Source organism: Citrobacter sp. On2M (assembly GCF_018035235.1).
GTDB classification, from domain to species: Bacteria; Pseudomonadota; Gammaproteobacteria; order Enterobacterales; family Enterobacteriaceae; genus Citrobacter; species Citrobacter meridianamericanus.
Window position 1 is genome coordinate 960,586 of the sequence record NZ_WPCV01000002.1, and the last position, 18,172, is coordinate 978,757.

General features: G+C 54.9%; 16 protein-coding genes. 14 read left to right on the plus strand and 2 right to left on the minus strand.

The annotated features are described in order from the left end of the window. Window positions 1–8: 8 nt before the first annotated feature. The 11 genes from nuoC (at window position 9) to nuoN (ending at window position 13,760) form a co-directional block, all read left to right on the plus strand. On the plus strand, window positions 9–1,811 hold the full coding sequence (gene nuoC, locus On2M_RS06735; protein ID WP_151219925.1) for an NADH-quinone oxidoreductase subunit C/D: 1,803 nt from the start codon (window positions 9–11) through the stop codon (window positions 1,809–1,811). Window positions 1,812–1,813: 2 nt separating this feature from the next. After that, complete coding sequence (gene nuoE / locus On2M_RS06740; protein ID WP_003028069.1) at window positions 1,814–2,314, plus strand: NADH-quinone oxidoreductase subunit NuoE; 501 nt, start codon at window positions 1,814–1,816, stop codon at window positions 2,312–2,314. Then, a complete protein-coding gene (gene nuoF, locus On2M_RS06745) occupies window positions 2,311–3,648 on the plus strand; it encodes an NADH-quinone oxidoreductase subunit NuoF (protein ID WP_187253461.1) in 1,338 nt (445 codons plus the stop codon). Before nuoE ends, nuoF begins: the two co-directional genes overlap by 4 nt. 81 nt (window positions 3,649–3,729) lie before the next feature. Further along, on the plus strand, window positions 3,730–6,456 hold the full coding sequence (gene nuoG / locus On2M_RS06750) for an NADH-quinone oxidoreductase subunit NuoG (protein WP_210904533.1): 2,727 nt from the start codon (window positions 3,730–3,732) through the stop codon (window positions 6,454–6,456). Next, window positions 6,453–7,430 (plus strand): NADH-quinone oxidoreductase subunit NuoH, encoded by a 978-nt coding sequence (gene nuoH / locus On2M_RS06755; protein ID WP_003028063.1) that lies wholly within the window; start codon window positions 6,453–6,455, stop codon window positions 7,428–7,430. The genes nuoG and nuoH overlap by 4 nt, the downstream gene beginning before the upstream one ends. A 14-nt stretch (window positions 7,431–7,444) precedes the next feature. Further along, entirely contained in the window at window positions 7,445–7,987 is a 543-nt protein-coding gene (gene nuoI, locus On2M_RS06760) for an NADH-quinone oxidoreductase subunit NuoI (protein WP_003028062.1), read from the plus strand. A gap of 11 nt (window positions 7,988–7,998) precedes the next feature. Then, on the plus strand, window positions 7,999–8,553 hold the full coding sequence (gene nuoJ, locus On2M_RS06765) for an NADH-quinone oxidoreductase subunit J (protein ID WP_003028059.1): 555 nt from the start codon (window positions 7,999–8,001) through the stop codon (window positions 8,551–8,553). Continuing rightward, window positions 8,550–8,852, plus strand: a complete 303-nt coding sequence (gene nuoK / locus On2M_RS06770) for an NADH-quinone oxidoreductase subunit NuoK (protein ID WP_000612644.1) — start codon at window positions 8,550–8,552, stop codon at window positions 8,850–8,852. The genes nuoJ and nuoK overlap by 4 nt, the downstream gene beginning before the upstream one ends. Further along, a complete protein-coding gene (nuoL, locus tag On2M_RS06775; RefSeq protein ID WP_210904534.1) occupies window positions 8,849–10,690 on the plus strand; it encodes an NADH-quinone oxidoreductase subunit L in 1,842 nt (613 codons plus the stop codon). The genes nuoK and nuoL overlap by 4 nt, the downstream gene beginning before the upstream one ends. Before the next feature lie 76 nt (window positions 10,691–10,766). Then, window positions 10,767–12,296 (plus strand): NADH-quinone oxidoreductase subunit M, encoded by a 1,530-nt coding sequence (gene nuoM / locus On2M_RS06780; RefSeq protein WP_003027692.1) that lies wholly within the window; start codon window positions 10,767–10,769, stop codon window positions 12,294–12,296. Between the two features lie 6 nt (window positions 12,297–12,302). Then, entirely contained in the window at window positions 12,303–13,760 is a 1,458-nt protein-coding gene (gene nuoN / locus On2M_RS06785; protein WP_048211072.1) for an NADH-quinone oxidoreductase subunit NuoN, read from the plus strand. A 59-nt stretch (window positions 13,761–13,819) separates the two neighbouring features. On the opposite strand, the gene On2M_RS06790 is transcribed toward nuoN, so the two are convergent. Together On2M_RS06790 and rbn are read right to left on the minus strand one after the other, a co-directional pair. Further along, window positions 13,820–14,824 (minus strand): chemotaxis protein, encoded by a 1,005-nt coding sequence (locus tag On2M_RS06790; RefSeq protein ID WP_151219921.1) that lies wholly within the window; start codon window positions 14,822–14,824, stop codon window positions 13,820–13,822. A gap of 64 nt (window positions 14,825–14,888) precedes the next feature. After that, the gene (rbn, locus tag On2M_RS06795) at window positions 14,889–15,806 is read right to left on the minus strand and encodes a ribonuclease BN (protein WP_187253460.1); all 918 of its coding nucleotides are present in this window, start codon (window positions 15,804–15,806) and stop codon (window positions 14,889–14,891) included. 67 nt (window positions 15,807–15,873) lie between these two features. Between rbn and On2M_RS06800 the strand changes: the two genes are divergently transcribed. From On2M_RS06800 to menF, 3 genes are all read left to right on the plus strand, one after another. Further along, window positions 15,874–16,335 carry a GNAT family N-acetyltransferase gene (locus On2M_RS06800; protein ID WP_187253459.1) on the plus strand — a complete coding sequence of 154 codons (462 nt, stop codon included), beginning with the start codon at window positions 15,874–15,876 and terminating at the stop codon, window positions 16,333–16,335. A 63-nt stretch (window positions 16,336–16,398) separates the two neighbouring features. Further along, window positions 16,399–16,704: a stress response protein ElaB gene (gene elaB / locus On2M_RS06805; protein ID WP_003027683.1), complete on the plus strand. Its 306-nt coding sequence runs from the start codon at window positions 16,399–16,401 to the stop codon at window positions 16,702–16,704. 104 nt (window positions 16,705–16,808) lie between these two features. Further along, on the plus strand, window positions 16,809–18,107 hold the full coding sequence (gene menF, locus On2M_RS06810) for an isochorismate synthase MenF (RefSeq protein ID WP_151219918.1): 1,299 nt from the start codon (window positions 16,809–16,811) through the stop codon (window positions 18,105–18,107). Window positions 18,108–18,172 lie beyond the last annotated feature (65 nt).

An 18,172-nucleotide genomic window follows, 5' to 3' on the forward strand; every position in this document is an offset into this window, starting at 1 on the left:
CATTTGCAATGGTGAACAATATGACCGACTTAACCGCGCAAGACGCCGTATGGCAAACACGGGATCACCTTGATGACCCGGTCATTGGCGAACTGCGCAACCGTTTTGGGCCGGATGCCTTTACCGTTCAGGCGACTCGCACCGGGGTACCCGTTGTTTGGGTCAAGCGTGAACAATTACTGGAAGTTGGCGATTTCTTAAAGAGACTGCCGAAACCTTACGTCATGCTGTTTGACTTACACGGCATGGACGAACGTCTGCGTACGCACCGCGAAGGGTTACCCGCCGCGGATTTTTCTGTTTTCTATCACCTGATCTCCATTGAACGCAATCGCGATATCATGCTCAAGGTGGCTTTGTCTGAAAACGATCTGCGCGTACCGACTTTCACCAAACTATTTCCGAATGCCAACTGGTATGAGCGTGAAACCTGGGAAATGTTTGGCATCGACATCGAAGGTCACCCGCACCTGACGCGTCTGCTGATGCCACATACCTGGGAAGGTCATCCGCTGCGTAAAGACTACCCGGCGCGTGCGACCGAATTCGATCCGTTTGAGCTGACTAAAGCCAAACAGGATCTGGAAATGGAAGCGCTGACCTTCAAACCAGAAGACTGGGGCATGAAGCGTAGCACCGAAAACGAGGACTTCATGTTCCTCAACCTCGGTCCTAACCACCCGTCTTCTCACGGTGCGTTCCGTATTGTGCTGCAGCTTGATGGCGAAGAAATCGTCGACTGCGTACCTGACATCGGCTACCACCACCGTGGTGCTGAAAAGATGGGCGAGCGTCAGTCCTGGCACAGTTACATCCCGTACACCGACCGTATTGAGTACCTCGGCGGCTGCGTTAACGAAATGCCGTACGTGCTGGCGGTTGAGAAACTGGCGGGCATTACCGTACCGGATCGCGTGAACGTGATTCGCGTTATGCTTTCCGAACTGTTCCGCATAAACAGCCACCTGCTGTACATCTCCACGTTCATTCAGGACGTCGGCGCAATGACTCCGGTATTCTTCGCCTTTACCGACCGTCAGAAAATCTACGACGTAGTGGAAGCGATCACCGGTTTCCGTATGCACCCAGCCTGGTTCCGTATCGGTGGCGTAGCACACGATCTGCCGCGCGGGTGGGACAAACTGCTGCGTGACTTCCTCGACTGGATGCCAAAACGTCTGGATTCTTACGAGAAAGCCGCACTGCGCAACACCATCCTGAAAGGCCGTTCTCAGGGTGTTGCCGCATATGGTAAAAAAGAAGCGCTGGACTGGGGTTGTACCGGTGCTGCGCTGCGTGCGACTGGTATTGATTTCGACGTGCGTAAATCACGTCCGTACTCTGGTTATGAGAACTTTGACTTTGAAGTTCCGGTTGGCGGCGGCGTGTCCGACTGCTATACCCGCGTGATGCTGAAAGTTGAAGAGCTCCGCCAGAGTCTGCGCATCCTTGAGCAGTGCCTCAACAACATGCCGGAAGGCCCGTTTAAAGCGGATCATCCGCTGACCACGCCGCCGCCGAAAGAGCGCACGCTGCAACATATCGAAACCCTGATCACCCACTTCCTGCAGGTTTCGTGGGGACCGGTTATGCCGGCAAACGAGTCCTTCCAGATGGTGGAAGCGACCAAGGGTATCAACAGTTACTACCTGACCAGCGATGGCAGCACCATGAGTTATCGTACCCGTATCCGTACCCCGAGCTATGCGCACCTGCAGCAGATCCCGGTAGCGGTACGTGGCAGCCTGGTGTCCGACCTGATCGTCCATCTGGGTAGTATCGATTTTGTTATGTCAGATGTGGACCGCTAATTATGCACGAGAATCAACAACCACAAACCGAGGCTTTTGAGCTGAGTGCGGCTGAGCGTGAAGCGATTGAGCACGAGAAGCACCACTACGAAGACCCGCGTGCGGCGTCCATTGAAGCGCTGAAAATCGTTCAGAAGCAGCGTGGCTGGGTGCCGGATGGGGCGATCTATGCGATCGCTGATGTGCTGGGTATCCCGGCCAGCGACGTAGAAGGTGTTGCCACGTTCTACAGCCAGATCTTCCGCCAGCCGGTCGGTCGCCACGTGATCCGCTATTGCGACAGCGTCGTGTGCCATATCAATGGTTACCAGGGGATCCAGGCTGCGCTTGAGAAAAAACTCAACATCAAGCCGGGGCAGACGACCTTTGACGGTCGTTTTACGTTGCTGCCAACCTGTTGCCTGGGGAACTGCGACAAGGGGCCGAACATGATGATCGATGAAGATACTCATGCTCACCTGACCCCGGAAGGCATTCCCGAACTGCTGGAGCGGTATAAATGAAAAACATTATCCGTACTCCCGAAACGCATCCGCTGACCTGGCGTCTGCGTGATGACAAACAGCCGGTATGGCTGGACGAATACCGTAGCAAAAATGGCTACGAAGGTGCGCGTAAGGCCCTGACCGGACTGTCACCGGATGAAATCGTTAATCAGGTAAAAGACGCTGGCCTGAAAGGGCGTGGCGGCGCGGGCTTTTCCACCGGTCTTAAGTGGAGCCTGATGCCGAAAGACGAATCCATGAACATCCGTTACCTGCTGTGTAACGCCGATGAAATGGAGCCGGGCACCTATAAAGACCGCCTGTTGATGGAACAGCTACCGCACTTGCTGGTGGAAGGCATGCTGATCTCCGCGTTTGCGCTGAAAGCGTACCGCGGTTACATCTTCCTGCGCGGGGAATATATCGAAGCGGCCGTGCATCTGCGCCGCGCGATTGCTGAAGCGACCGAAGCCGGTCTGCTTGGCAAAAACATTATGGGCACTGGCTTCGATTTCGAACTGTTTGTGCACACCGGGGCAGGTCGTTACATCTGTGGTGAAGAAACCGCGCTGATTAACTCCCTCGAAGGTCGTCGTGCTAACCCGCGTTCCAAGCCGCCGTTCCCGGCAAGCTCTGGTGCATGGGGTAAACCGACCTGCGTTAACAACGTCGAAACCCTGTGTAACGTACCGGCTATCCTCGCAAACGGCGTGGAGTGGTACCAGAACATTTCGAAGAGCAAAGATGCTGGCACCAAGCTGATGGGCTTCTCTGGTCGCGTGAAGAATCCGGGACTGTGGGAGCTGCCGTTCGGCACTACCGCGCGTGAGATCCTCGAAGATTACGCGGGCGGTATGCGCGATGGCCTGAAGTTCAAAGCCTGGCAGCCTGGCGGTGCGGGGACTGACTTCCTGACTGAAGCACACCTCGACCTGCCGATGGAATTCGAAAGCATCGGTAAAGCGGGTAGCCGTCTGGGTACTGCGCTGGCGATGGCCGTCGACCACGAGATTGGTATGGTTGGGCTGGTGCGTAACCTGGAAGAGTTCTTTGCCCGCGAGTCCTGTGGCTGGTGTACGCCGTGCCGTGATGGTCTGCCGTGGAGTGTGAAAATTCTGCGCGCGCTGGAGCGTGGCGAAGGCCAGCCTGGGGATATCGAGACACTTGAGCAACTGTGTCGTTTCCTCGGCCCGGGTAAAACCTTCTGTGCACACGCACCGGGGGCGGTGGAACCGCTACAGAGCGCCATTAAATATTTCCGCGAAGAATTCGAAGCTGGCATCAAGCAGACCTTCAGCAATACCCACGCTATTGGTGGTATTCAGCCGAACCTGCTGAAAGAGCGCTGGTGATTACAGGCTTACCCCTGCATCGCGATAAGTAATTCGATTAACGCTTAGTCTCTGACTAAGCCAACTGGAAGCATGCTGACTATGGCTACGATTCATGTAGACGGCAAAGAATATGAGGTCAACGGAGCGGACAACCTGCTGGAAGCTTGTCTATCTCTTGGCCTTGATATTCCGTACTTTTGCTGGCACCCGGCGCTGGGAAGCGTCGGTGCTTGCCGCCAGTGTGCGGTGAAGCAATATCAGAACGCGGAAGATACGCGTGGTCGCCTGGTGATGTCTTGTATGACACCTGCCACCGAAGGCACCTTTATTTCAATTGATGACGAAGAAGCGAAGCAGTTTCGCGAAAGCGTCGTCGAGTGGTTGATGACCAACCACCCGCACGACTGCCCGGTCTGCGAAGAGGGCGGTAATTGCCACCTTCAGGATATGACCGTCATGACTGGTCATAGCTTCCGTCGTTACCGCTTCACGAAGCGTACACACCGCAACCAGGATTTGGGGCCGTTCATCTCTCACGAAATGAACCGCTGCATCGCCTGCTATCGCTGCGTGCGTTACTACAAAGATTATGCTGATGGCACGGATCTGGGCGTGTATGGCGCACATGACAACGTCTACTTTGGTCGTCCGGAAGACGGTACGCTTGAAAGCGAATTCTCCGGTAACCTGGTAGAAATTTGCCCGACCGGCGTGTTTACCGACAAAACGCACTCCGAGCGTTATAACCGTAAATGGGATATGCAGTTTGCGCCGAGCATCTGCCAGCAGTGTTCCATTGGTTGTAACACCAGCCCGGGTGAGCGTTATGGCGAACTGCGCCGTATCGAAAACCGCTACAACGGTACCGTTAACCACTACTTCCTCTGTGACCGTGGTCGTTTCGGTTATGGTTACGTGAACCTGAAAGACCGTCCGCGTCAGCCAGTACAGCGCCGTGGCGATGACCTGATCACCCTCAACGCCGAACAGGCGATGCAGGGCGCGGCTGACATTCTGCGTCAGTCGAAGAAAGTGATCGGTATCGGCTCTCCGCGCGCCAGCGTTGAGAGTAACTTCGCGCTGCGTGAGCTGGTCGGTGCGGATAACTTCTATACCGGTATTGCTCAGGGTGAGCTGGAGCGTCTGCAACTGGCACTGAGCGTGCTGCGTGACAGCGGCATTCATACGCCGGCACTGCGCGAAATCGAGTCTTACGATGCAGTCCTGGTGCTGGGTGAAGATGTGACCCAGACTGGTGCGCGCGTTGCGCTGGCGGTGCGTCAGGCGGTGAAAGGGAAAGCTCGCGAAATGGCGGCGGCACAAAAAGTGGCTGACTGGCAGATCGCGGCCATCCTTAACATCGGCCAGCGCGCCAAGCACCCGCTGTTCGTTACCAACGTCGATAACACCCGTCTGGATGACATCGCGGCATGGACCTACCGTGCGCCGGTTGAAGATCAGGCGCGTTTAGGTTTCGCTATCGCCCACGCGCTGGATAACAACGCTCCGGCGGTTGACGGTATCGACCGTGACCTGCAGAACAAAATTGACGTTATCGTTCAGGCATTGGCCGGGGCGAAGAAACCACTGATTATTTCCGGTACCAACGCAGGTAGCGCCGAAGTGATTCAGGCTGCAGCCAACGTGGCGAAGGCGCTGAAAGGCCGTGGCGCAGACGTCGGCATCACCATGATTGCTCGCTCGGTTAACAGCATGGGCCTCGGCATGATGGGGGGGGGGTCTCTTGACGATGCGCTGACCGAGCTGGAAACAGGTCGCGCTGATGCCGTTGTGGTGCTGGAAAATGACCTGCATCGCCATGCTTCAGCCGCCCGCGTTGATGCCGCGCTGGCGAAAGCGCCGCTGGTACTGGTTGTTGACCATCAGCGCACCGCGATTATGGAAAACGCCCATCTGGTGCTTTCCGCCGCAAGCTTCGCCGAAAGCGATGGTACGGTGATTAACAACGAAGGCCGCGCCCAGCGCTTCTTCCAAGTTTATGACCCATCCTACTACGACAGCAACACCGTAATGCTGGAAAGCTGGCGCTGGCTGCACTCGCTGCACAGCACCGTGCAGAGCCGTGAAGTGGACTGGACGCAGCTCGACCACGTTATCGACGCGGTCGTTGAGAAGTTGCCGCAACTGGCGGGTATTAAAGATGCCGCACCGGACGCAAGCTTCCGTATCCGTGGACAGAAACTGGCGCGTGAACCGCACCGCTACAGTGGGCGTACCGCAATGCGCGCCAACATCAGCGTACACGAACCGCGTCAGCCGCAGGACAAAGACACCATGTTCGCTTTCTCTATGGAAGGGAACAACCAGCCGTCTGCGCCGCGTTCACAAATTCCGTTTGCCTGGGCTCCAGGCTGGAACTCCCCACAGGCGTGGAACAAGTTCCAGGATGAAGTGGGCGGTAAACTGCGCCATGGCGATCCGGGTGTGCGTCTGATCGAAGCTTCCGCGGGGAGTATGGATTATTTCACGACCGTTCCGGCGAGCTTCCAGGCTCAGGAAGGTCAGTGGCGTATCGCGCCTTACTATCACCTGTTTGGTAGTGACGAAATGTCCCAGCGTGCGCCGGTCTTCCAGACCCGTATGCCGCAGCCGTACATTAAACTCAACCCGGCAGATGCCGCGAAGTTAGGTGTCAATGCCGGTACGCGCGTTTCTTTCAGCTACGATGGTATTACGGTCACGCTGCCGGTTGAAATCGCTGAAGGATTAACGGCAGGGCAGGTTGGTTTGCCGATGGGTATGCCGGGCATCGCACCAGTTCTGGCAGGTGCGCGTCTTGAGGATCTGCAGGAGGCACAACAATGAGTTGGATTACACCCGATCTGATTGAGATCCTGCTGAGCATTCTCAAAGCTGTGGTGATCCTGCTGGTGGTGGTCACCTGCGGGGCATTCATGAGCTTTGGCGAACGTCGTCTGCTGGGTCTGTTCCAGAACCGTTACGGACCGAACCGTGTTGGCTGGGGTGGTTCGCTCCAGCTGGTTGCGGACATGATCAAGATGTTCTTTAAAGAAGACTGGATCCCGAAATTCTCGGATCGCGTCATCTTTACCCTGGCTCCGATGATCGCCTTCACTTCGCTGCTGCTGGCCTTCGCCATTGTGCCGGTGAGTCCGAACTGGGTGGTTGCCGACCTGAACATCGGGATCCTGTTCTTCCTGATGATGGCAGGCCTCGCGGTATACGCGGTGCTGTTCGCCGGCTGGTCGAGCAACAACAAATACTCGCTGCTCGGTGCGATGCGTGCGTCTGCGCAGACGCTGAGCTACGAAGTGTTTCTCGGACTTTCCCTGATGGGCGTGGTGGCACAGGCCGGTTCATTTAACATGACCGACATTGTCAACAACCAGGCTGATATCTGGAACGTAATTCCGCAGTTCTTTGGTTTTGTCACCTTTGCCATCGCGGGTGTGGCGGTGTGTCACCGTCACCCGTTTGACCAGCCAGAAGCCGAGCAGGAACTGGCAGATGGTTACCACATTGAATATTCCGGTATGAAATTCGGTCTGTTCTTCGTGGGTGAGTACATCGGTATTGTCACCATTTCTGCGTTGATGGTTACCCTGTTCTTCGGTGGCTGGCATGGCCCGTTCTTACCGCCATTCGTCTGGTTCGCGCTGAAAACCGCGTTCTTCATGATGATGTTCATTTTGATTCGTGCGTCGTTACCGCGTCCTCGTTATGACCAGGTAATGTCCTTCGGCTGGAAAGTTTGTCTGCCGCTGACGCTCGTCAACTTGCTGGTAACGGCGGCTGTCATTCTCTGGCAGGCGCAATAAGGGACACAAAGACCATGACCTTAAAAGAATTGTTCGTAGGTTTCGGCACTCAGGTACGCAGTATCTGGATGATCGGCCTGCATGCGTTCGCGAAACGCGAAACGCAGATGTACCCGGAAGAGCCGGTCTATCTACCGCCCCGTTTCCGTGGCCGTATCGTTCTGACCCGTGACCCAGACGGTGAAGAGCGTTGCGTTGCCTGTAACCTGTGTGCGGTAGCGTGTCCGGTAGGCTGTATTTCTTTGCAAAAAGCAGAGACCAAAGATGGCCGCTGGTATCCGGAGTTTTTCCGCATTAACTTCTCACGCTGCATATTCTGCGGCCTGTGTGAAGAAGCCTGTCCGACAACGGCTATTCAGCTGACTCCAGATTTCGAGCTGGGTGAGTACAAGCGCCAGGACCTGGTTTACGAGAAAGAGGATCTGCTGATCTCCGGTCCGGGCAAATACCCGGAATATAACTTCTACCGGATGGCAGGTATGGCAATCGACGGCAAAGATAAGGGCGAAGCTGAGAACGAAGCCAAGCCTATCGACGTCAAGAGCCTGTTACCGTAAGGAGAGGGGCAATGGAGTTCGCTTTTTATATCTGTGGCCTGATAGCCATTCTCGCAACCTTGCGGGTGATCACCCACACCAATCCGGTACACGCACTGCTGTATCTGATTATTTCGCTGCTGGCGATTTCTGGGGTGTTCTTCTCGTTAGGCGCTTACTTCGCGGGTGCGTTGGAAATTATCGTCTACGCGGGCGCCATCATGGTGCTGTTCGTATTCGTGGTAATGATGCTCAACCTCGGTGGTTCTGAAATTGAACAGGAACGCCAGTGGCTGAAACCTCAAGTGTGGATTGGACCGGCGATTCTGTCGGCCATCATGCTGGTGGTCATTGTTTACGCCATTCTGGGCGTTAACGATCAGGGCATCGACGGGACGCCAATTAGCGCGAAGGCAGTCGGGATTTCCCTGTTCGGACCGTATGTACTGGCGGTCGAACTGGCTTCGATGCTGCTGCTGGCGGGTCTGGTTGTGGCCTTCCACGTGGGGCGCGAAGAGCGTTCAGGTGAAGTGCTGAGCAATCGCACCGATGACCGCGCGAAAAGAAAAACGGAGGAGCACGCATGATCCCCTTACAACATGGACTGATCCTCGCTGCGATTTTATTCGTCCTGGGTTTGACCGGTCTGGTTATCCGCCGCAATCTGCTGTTTATGCTGATCGGGTTGGAAATCATGATTAACGCCTCCGCGCTGGCCTTTGTGGTCGCCGGAAGTTACTGGGGCCAGACCGATGGTCAGGTGATGTACATTCTCGCCATCAGCCTTGCGGCTGCGGAAGCGAGCATTGGACTTGCGCTGTTGCTGCAACTTCATCGCCGTCGCCAGAACCTGAACATTGATTCAGTAAGTGAGATGCGTGGATGAACATGCTTGCCTTAACCATTATTCTGCCATTTATTGGCTTTGTATTACTGGCGTTCTCTCGCGGTCGTTGGTCAGAAAATCTCTCCGCGACTGTGGGCGTTGGGTCGATTGGCCTGGCGGCGCTGGTCACTGCGTTTGTTGGCGTTGATTTCTTTGCTAATGGCCAGCAGGTCTACAGCCAGCCGCTGTGGACGTGGATGTCGGTCGGTGATTTCAACATCGGTTTTAACCTGGTGCTGGACGGTCTGTCGCTGACCATGCTTTCGGTGGTAACCGGCGTCGGCTTCCTGATCCACATGTTCGCCTCCTGGTATATGCGCGGGGAAGAGGGGTACTCCCGTTTCTTCGCCTACACCAACCTGTTTATCGCCAGCATGGTGGTACTGGTACTGGCGGATAACCTGCTGCTGATGTACCTGGGCTGGGAAGGTGTGGGCCTGTGCTCTTACTTACTGATCGGTTTCTATTACTCCGATCCGAAGAATGGCGCAGCGGCTATGAAAGCCTTCGTGGTGACCCGTGTCGGTGACGTGTTCCTCGCCTTCGCGCTGTTCATTCTCTACAACGAGCTGGGTACGCTTAACTTCCGCGAGATGGTGGAGCTGGCACCTGCGCACTTTGCAGACGGCAACAACATGCTGATGTGGGCGACCCTGATGCTGCTGGGCGGTGCGGTCGGTAAATCTGCGCAGCTGCCGTTGCAAACATGGCTGGCCGACGCGATGGCGGGTCCAACGCCTGTCTCCGCGCTGATCCACGCCGCAACGATGGTTACCGCTGGTGTCTACCTGATTGCACGTACGCACGGCCTGTTCCTGATGACCCCGGAAATCCTGCATCTGGTGGGGATTATCGGTGCTATCACGCTGGTGCTGGCGGGTTTTGCTGCGCTGGTACAGACCGACATCAAACGCGTTCTCGCTTACTCCACCATGAGCCAGATTGGCTACATGTTCCTGGCGCTTGGGGTTCAGGCATGGGATGCGGCGATTTTCCACCTGATGACGCACGCCTTCTTTAAAGCGCTGCTGTTCCTGGCATCCGGCTCGGTTATTCTGGCCTGCCACCACGAACAGAACATCTTCAAGATGGGCGGCCTGCGTAAGTCTATTCCGCTGGTGTACGCCTGCTTCCTGGTCGGTGGCGCGGCGCTTTCGGCTCTACCGCTGATTACCGCAGGCTTCTTTAGTAAGGATGAGATTCTGGCCGGTGCGATGGCGAACGGTCATATCAATCTGATGGTGGCAGGTCTGGTCGGTGCGTTCATGACCTCTCTGTATACCTTCCGTATGATTTTCATCGTGTTCCACGGAAAAGAACAAATTCACGCTCACGCCGGGAAGGGGATTACCCATCATCTGCCGCTGATTGTGCTGATGATCCTGTCCACCTTCGTTGGCGCGCTGATTGTGCCGCCGCTTCATGGTGTACTGCCTGCGACGACCGAGCTTGAGCATGGGCGCGTTATGACGCTGGAAATTACCTCCGGTATCGTCGCGATTGCGGGCATCCTGATCGCAGCATGGCTGTGGCTGGGTAAACGCACGCTGGTGACGTCGATTGCCAACAGTGCGCCGGGCCGTTTGCTGGGTACCTGGTGGTATAACGCCTGGGGCTTCGACTGGCTGTACGACAAAGTGTTCGTCAAGCCGTTCCTTGGCGTGGCATGGCTGCTGAAACGCGATCCGCTGAACTCAATGATGAACATTCCGGCGATCCTGTCTCGCTTTGCAGGTAAAGGCCTGCTGCTCAGCGAGAACGGCTATCTGCGTTGGTATGTGGCATCAATGAGCATCGGCGCCGTTGTTGTGCTGGCACTGTTGATGGTACTGCGTTGATCGTAAAGTGAATTTTATCCAAATTCGTTGAAAATCAGGCCTCTGTTAGGGGCCTTAAAAAGGAATAAAAATCGCCATGTTACTACCCTGGCTAATATTGATTCCCTTTATCGGTGGCTTCCTGTGCTGGCAGACCGAACGCTTTGGCGTGAAGGTGCCGCGCTGGATCGCGCTGATTACCATGGGACTGACGCTGGCGCTTGGCCTGCAACTGTGGTTGCAGGGCGGCTATTCACTGACGCAATCCGCTGGCATTCCGCAGTGGCAGTCTGAGTTTGTCCTGCCGTGGATCCCACGTTTTGGCATCTCTATTCATCTTGCTATCGACGGTTTGTCGTTGCTGATGGTGGTGCTAACCGGTCTGCTCGGTGTTCTGGCGGTACTTTGCTCCTGGAATGAAATCGAAAAATATCAGGGCTTCTTCCACCTGAACCTGATGTGGATCTTAGGCGGCGTAATCGGCGTATTCCTTGCCATCGACATGTTCCTGTTCTTCTTCTTCTGGGAAATGATGTTGGTGCCGATGTACTTCCTGATCGCGCTGTGGGGGCATAAAGCCTCTGACGGTAAAACGCGTATCACGGCGGCAACCAAGTTCTTCATTTATACCCAGGCGAGTGGTCTGGTGATGTTGATTGCCATCCTGGCGCTGGTGTTTGTGCACTACAAAGCGACCGGCGTGTGGACCTTCAACTATGAAGAGCTGCTGAACACCCCGATGTCCCACGGCGTGGAATATCTGTTGATGCTGGGCTTCTTCATCGCCTTCGCGGTGAAAATGCCGGTAGTTCCGTTGCACGGTTGGTTGCCGGATGCGCACTCCCAGGCACCGACCGCAGGTTCTGTTGACCTGGCGGGGATTCTGCTGAAAACCGCGGCCTACGGTCTGCTGCGCTTCTCTCTGCCGCTGTTCCCGAACGCGTCGGCGGAGTTTGCGCCTATCGCCATGTGGCTGGGCGTTATCGGTATCTTCTACGGCGCGTGGATGGCCTTTAATCAGTACGATATCAAACGTCTGATTGCCTACACTTCCGTATCGCACATGGGCTTCGTGCTGATTGCTATCTACACCGGCAGCCAGCTGGCGTACCAGGGTGCGGTTATTCAGATGATTGCGCACGGTCTGTCCGCAGCCGGCCTGTTCATCCTGTGTGGTCAGCTGTACGAACGTCTGCACACGCGTGATATGCGTATGATGGGCGGCCTGTGGGGCAAAATGAAATGGTTGCCTGCGCTGTCAATGTTCTTCGCAGTGTGTACGCTGGGTATGCCGGGTACAGGTAACTTCGTTGGCGAATTTATGATTCTTTTCGGCAGCTACCAGGTGGTTCCGGTTATTACCGTGATCTCAACCTTTGGTCTGGTGTTTGCCTCCGTTTACTCGCTGGCGATGCTGCATCGCGCTTACTTCGGTAAGGCGAAGAGCCAGATTGCCAGTGTTGAACTGCCAGGGATGTCGCTGCGTGAGCTGTTTATCATCCTGTTGCTGGTCGTGCTTCTGGTACTGCTTGGCTTCTATCCGCAGCCGATTCTGGATACCTCGCATTCTGCGATGAGCAACATCCAGCAGTGGTTTGTTAATTCCGTTACTACTACAAGGCCGTAAATCGCCATGACAATAACTCCACAACACCTGATTGCGCTGCTACCGCTGCTGATCGTCGGCTTGACGGTGGTGGTTGTGATGCTCTCCATTGCGTGGCGACGCAATCACTTCCTCAATGCCACGTTATCGGTCATTGGGCTTAACGCCGCGCTGGTTTCGCTCTGGTTTGTTGGCCAGGCGGGCGCCATGGACGTCACCCCGCTGATGCGGGTTGACGGTTTCGCCATGCTCTACACCGGGTTGGTGCTGTTGGCGAGTCTTGCCACCTGTACCTTCGCTTACCCGTGGCTGGAAGGCTACGACGACAACCGGGAAGAGTTCTACCTGCTGGTACTGATTGCGGCGCTCGGCGGTATTCTGCTGGCTAACGCTAACCATCTGGCGGCGCTGTTCCTTGGTATTGAGCTTATTTCTCTGCCGCTGTTTGGTCTGGTTGGCTATGCATTCCGTCAGAAACGTTCGCTGGAAGCCAGTATCAAATACACCATTCTGTCTGCCGCAGCCTCTTCCTTCCTGTTGTTCGGTATGGCGCTGGTGTACGCGCAGTCTGGCAATCTGTCGTTTGTCGCGCTCGGTAAGAGCCTCGGCGATGGCATGCTGAGCGAACCGCTGCTGCTGGCGGGCTTCGGTCTGATGATTGTTGGCCTCGGTTTCAAACTTTCGCTGGTTCCGTTCCATCTGTGGACGCCAGACGTCTACCAGGGAGCTCCGGCTCCGGTTTCCACCTTCCTGGCGACGGCGAGCAAAATCGCTATCTTCGGCGTGGTAATGCGTTTGTTCCTGTACGCACCGGTCGGTGATAGCGAAGCGGTACGTATCGTTCTGGGCGTGATTGCCTTTGCTTCCATCATCTTTGGTAACCTGATGGCGCTGAGTCAGACCAATATCAAACGTCTGCTTGGTTACTCTTCTATCTCTCACCTCGGTTATCTGTTAGTGGCGCTGATTGCCCTGCAGAGCGGCGAGATGTCGATGGAAGCCGTTGGCGTTTATCTGGCCGGTTACCTGTTCAGCAGCCTCGGCGCGTTCGGTGTGGTCAGCCTGATGTCCAGCCCGTATCGTGGTCCGGATGCCGATTCTCTGTTCTCCTACCGTGGCCTGTTCTGGCATCGTCCGATCCTCGCAGCAGTGATGACGGTGATGATGCTTTCTCTGGCAGGTATCCCGATGACGCTGGGCTTTATCGGTAAGTTCTACGTACTGGCGGTCGGTGTGCAGGCTAACCTGTGGTGGCTGGTTGCTGCCGTGGTTGTCGGTTCCGCGATTGGTTTGTACTACTACCTGCGCGTTGCCGTAAGCCTGTATCTGAGCGCACCACAGCAGTTGAACCGCGATGCGCCATCCAACTGGCAGTACAGCGCGGGCGGTATTGTGGTGCTGATTTCTGCCCTGCTGGTACTGGTGCTGGGTATCTACCCGCAACCGCTGATCAGCATCGTGCAGTTAGCGGCTCCGCTGATGTAAGGCTACATGCAATAACGAAAAAACCCGCCTTGGCGGGTTTTTTTATGCGTGAAAAATATTTAATTCAAAAGCTGTCTGCTTACCAACGGTCCCTCAAGATTGTGTGCCGCGCGATCCATCACTTCCTGGATTACTGAAGAAAGCTCATTGACTTCGAATTTGGCCACGTAGCCATCGGCTTTCACTCGGCGGACGTGATCTTCATTAGCGCTACCGGAAAGCGAGGAGTGAATAACGACAGGGATCTTCTTCAGGCGTTCGTCGGTTTTTATCTTACGGGTAAGCGTAAAACCATCCATCTCCGGCATTTCCAGATCGGTGAGCACCAGAGCAATTTTCTCGCTAATTGGCTTGCCTTCTGCTTCCGCTTCTTCAGTTAGCTGCTGAATTTTTTCCCACGCATCCTGGCCCGTCACATGCATCAGGTGTGGGATCTCCATGGCGTTAAGCCCTTTCTCCAGCATCGCGCGAGCCACTTTTGAGTCATCTGCCACTATCGCCACCGCACCCGGCGTAATGTTGAACTTATTGGTTTTCAGCTCTGTTGCGCGCAGATCGTGGTTCGATGGTACGATGTCGTACAGGATTTGCTCAACATCGAGTACCAGCGCCAGGTTGTTGGTTTCTTTATTGTCGTCCAGGCAGGCGATACTGGTAATGTAGCGACCATTGACGGCTTTCTCGGCGGTATGCACCTGTTGCCAGTCCAGACGCATGATGTTTTCCACTGACTCCACCGCGAACGCCTGGACGCTACGGGCATATTCCGTGATCAACAGAATGTTGAGTCCGGTCTCTGGCTTACAGCCTGCGACGGCAGGCAGGTCAATCACCGGGATGACCTGATCGCGAATATTAACCATCCCCAAAAGTGGTGCCTTCATGCCTGCCGGACGCGTAAAGGTCGGCATCGGTACGATTTCACGCAGTTTGAATACGTTGATGCCAAACAGCTCTGATTTCTGCTCCTCAACGGATTTGCCAAGGCGAAACAGCAGCAGTTCAAAACGGTTAGACAGGGTTAGGTTTGTCCTGTCGTCAATATCTTTCTGGAAATTGTTCATCCTGTCCTCAGTGTGAAAGCCAGCCTTTCCACTGTTATCGGCACTGAGGCGGAAAAATGGAGCACTAAACGGTGAAAATGGCGAAATCGTGAGCCAGTTCCGTGTCTGGAAAAATCGCTTTGCACTCTTCAAGCAAACGCTGACAGCCTTTTTCATCATAGCGTGAGCTAACGTGGGTCATGATCAGGCGTCCCACTCCGGCTTCCAAAGCCAGCTGTGCGGCTTGTCGGGTCGAACTGTGCCCACGGCTGTTGGCTTTTTCCTCCATTGAGGCGTCCAGGGTGGTTTCATGCACCATTACATCCACACCTCGCGCCAGGGCAATGGCGGATGCGCAAGGTCCGGTATCGCCGAAAATAGCCACGGATTTTCCTCGGGTTGCCGGGGAGAGGAAATCGGTACCGTTAATTGTGCGACCATCTTCCAGTACGATGGTTTTCCCGGCTTTCAAATCCTGAAACCACGGGCCCGATTTAACGCCTGCCGCCTTCAGGGCGCTGGCATTAAGCGCACCGGGTTTGTCGTGTTCTTCAACACGAAAACCGTAACACTCCAGAGGATGCTCCAGGGGATACGCCGTGACTTTACGCAGGCCGTCATCGACAATCTCACCTGCGGTGATTTCCACAATTTCCAGCGGATAATCGGTCCAGGAGCCGCTCAGACGTAAAGCGGTTTCGGTAAACTCCCGCAACCCTTTGGGTCCGTAGAGCGTTAGCGGTTGGACGTTCCCAGCCATTGAACGACTGCACAGCAGCCCCGGTAAACCAAACAAGTGATCGCCGTGCAGATGGCTGATAAAAATACGATCGAGTTTTCCCGGATTAAATGGCGTGGTGAGCATTTGATGCTGCGTACCTTCACCACAATCGAAAAGCCACAGCCCCGCCTGTGTCGGGTGTTGCAGATTCAGTAAAATTGCCGTTACATTGCGTGAGCGCGTGGGGACTCCCGCAGACGTGCCTAAAAATAGTAATTCCATTTTCGCGTTACACTTTTCGCCATCAATAAGGCAGGGTGTTCAGGTTATCACAACAAAGGGGCAGACGATGATTCACTGGCAAGATCTCCACCATGCAAAGCTGAATACACAGCAGTTGTACGCGATTCTCCAGCTTCGCTGTGCGGTGTTTGTTGTTGAGCAACAGTGTCCATACCAGGATGTGGATGGTGATGACCTGATGGGTGAGAATCGGCACATTTTGGGTTGGCATAACGATGAGCTGGTGGCGTATGCGAGGATTCTGAAAAGCGATGACGAGCTGGAGCCGGTGGTGATTGGACGGGTGATTGTAAGCGAAGCGCTGCGTGGTGAAAAACTGGGGCAACAACTGATGACTCAGACGCTGGCATCCTGTACGCAACACTGGCCGCACATGGCGCTGTATCTGGGGGCGCAGGCGCATTTGCAATCTTTCTATGCGCGCTTTGGCTTTGTTCCGGTGACGGATGTCTATGACGAAGACGGTATTCCACACATTGGTATGGCGCGGGAAGCGCATCGCGCGTAAACAGGCGCAAATACGTCTGATTGTCTATAGTTAGCGGGTACGTCAATAGAAAGGGAGAATAAAATGTCTTTTCATTCTTATGAATCACGCATCGATGACGATCTGGAATTATTGAGTGAAACGCTGGAGGAAGTGTTGCGTTCTTCGGGCGATCCAGCCGATCAAAAGTACCTGGAGTTAAAAGCGCGGGCAGAGCGGGCGTTAGAAGAAGTGAGAAATCGCGTCAGCCACGCTTCTGACAGTTACTATTACCGCGCCAAAAAAGCCGTTTGCCGGGCGGATGACTATGTGCACGAAAAGCCCTGGCGCGGAATCGGCGTTGGCGCAACGGTCGGTTTAGTGATGGGATTATTGTTAGCACGGCGATAAATTCCATTCCGTCAGCGCATTTATACGTACTCCCTAACTGGGGGTACTGCTTTTTCTGTTCAGTACCCCGTATAATGTGAGGTTTTTAACAGGGAGAGGTCCGCGTGCATTCAATCACTACTGCGCTGGAAAGTCTGATGCGTCATTTGTCGCAAGAGATACCAGCCGCACCTGGAATTCGTATTTACGACATACCTTTCCCACTGAATGATGCGTTTGACGCTTTAGGATGGTTGGCCAGTCAACCCGTCTGGCCCCAGTTTTACTGGCAGCAGCGTAACGGCGACGAAGAGGCCGCCGTACTGGGAGCCGTCGCCGCATTTTCCTCGCTGGAATCAGCTCAGCATTTTTTACACCAGCATGATAATCATCCCGACCTGCGTATTTGGGGTCTGAATGCCTTTGAGCCCCAGCGCGGCAATTTGCTGCTGCCGCGACTGGAATGGCGACGTTGTGCCGGGGTGGCGAGCTTACGCCTACATCTTTACAGCGACGTATCGCTGCGTGACGACGCCGCGCAGGCAGTGGCGTTTATCTTATCGCTCGCCAATGTTAAGCCGCTACCCGCATTGCGTCTCAGTTTGACCGGCGAGCAGAACTGGCCGGACAAAGCGGGCTGGACAAAACTGATAAAACTCGCCACGCAAACGATCAATAGGGAAGAACTCGATAAGGTCGTGCTGGCGCGAGCGACCGACTTACAGTTTTCTCAGTCGGTTAATGCCGCGGCCATGATGGCATCCAGCCGTCGCTTAAACCTGAACTGCTACCATTTCTTTATGGCATTCTCCGCCGATTCCGCTTTTCTTGGATCTTCCCCTGAACGTCTGTATCGGCGGCGTGACAAGGCTCTGCGTACTGAAGCTCTGGCCGGAACCGTTGCCAACCACCCTGAGGATCATCGGGCCTGGCAGTTGGGCGAATGGTTAATGAAAGATGATAAAAATCAACGCGAGAATATGTTGGTGGTCGAAGATATTTGCCAGCGTCTGCAAGGTTGTACGCAAACTCTCGACGTGCTGCCGCCGCAGGTGCTCAGACTGCGCAAAGTGCAGCATCTGCGCCGCTGTATCTGGACGGAACTGAATCAGGCCGACGATACGCTTTGCCTGATGCAGCTCCAGCCCACGGCGGCAGTCGCAGGGATCCCGCGTGAACTGGCGCGAGACTTTATCCAACATAATGAACCCTTTGAGCGCGAGTGGTATGCCGGTTCTGCGGGTTATCTTTCACTGCGGCAAAGTGAGTTTTGCGTGTCATTACGTTCGGCAAAAATTAGCGCAAACGTGGTACGCCTGTATGCCGGGGCAGGGATCGTGCATGGCTCAGATCCTGAGCAGGAATGGCAAGAAATAGACAACAAAGCGGCGGGTTTACGTACTTTATTACAGATGGAAGCCTAATGAGTCACACATTACCGACTCATATCAAAAATCCATTTATTCGATTCTTTATACTGTGTCGCAAT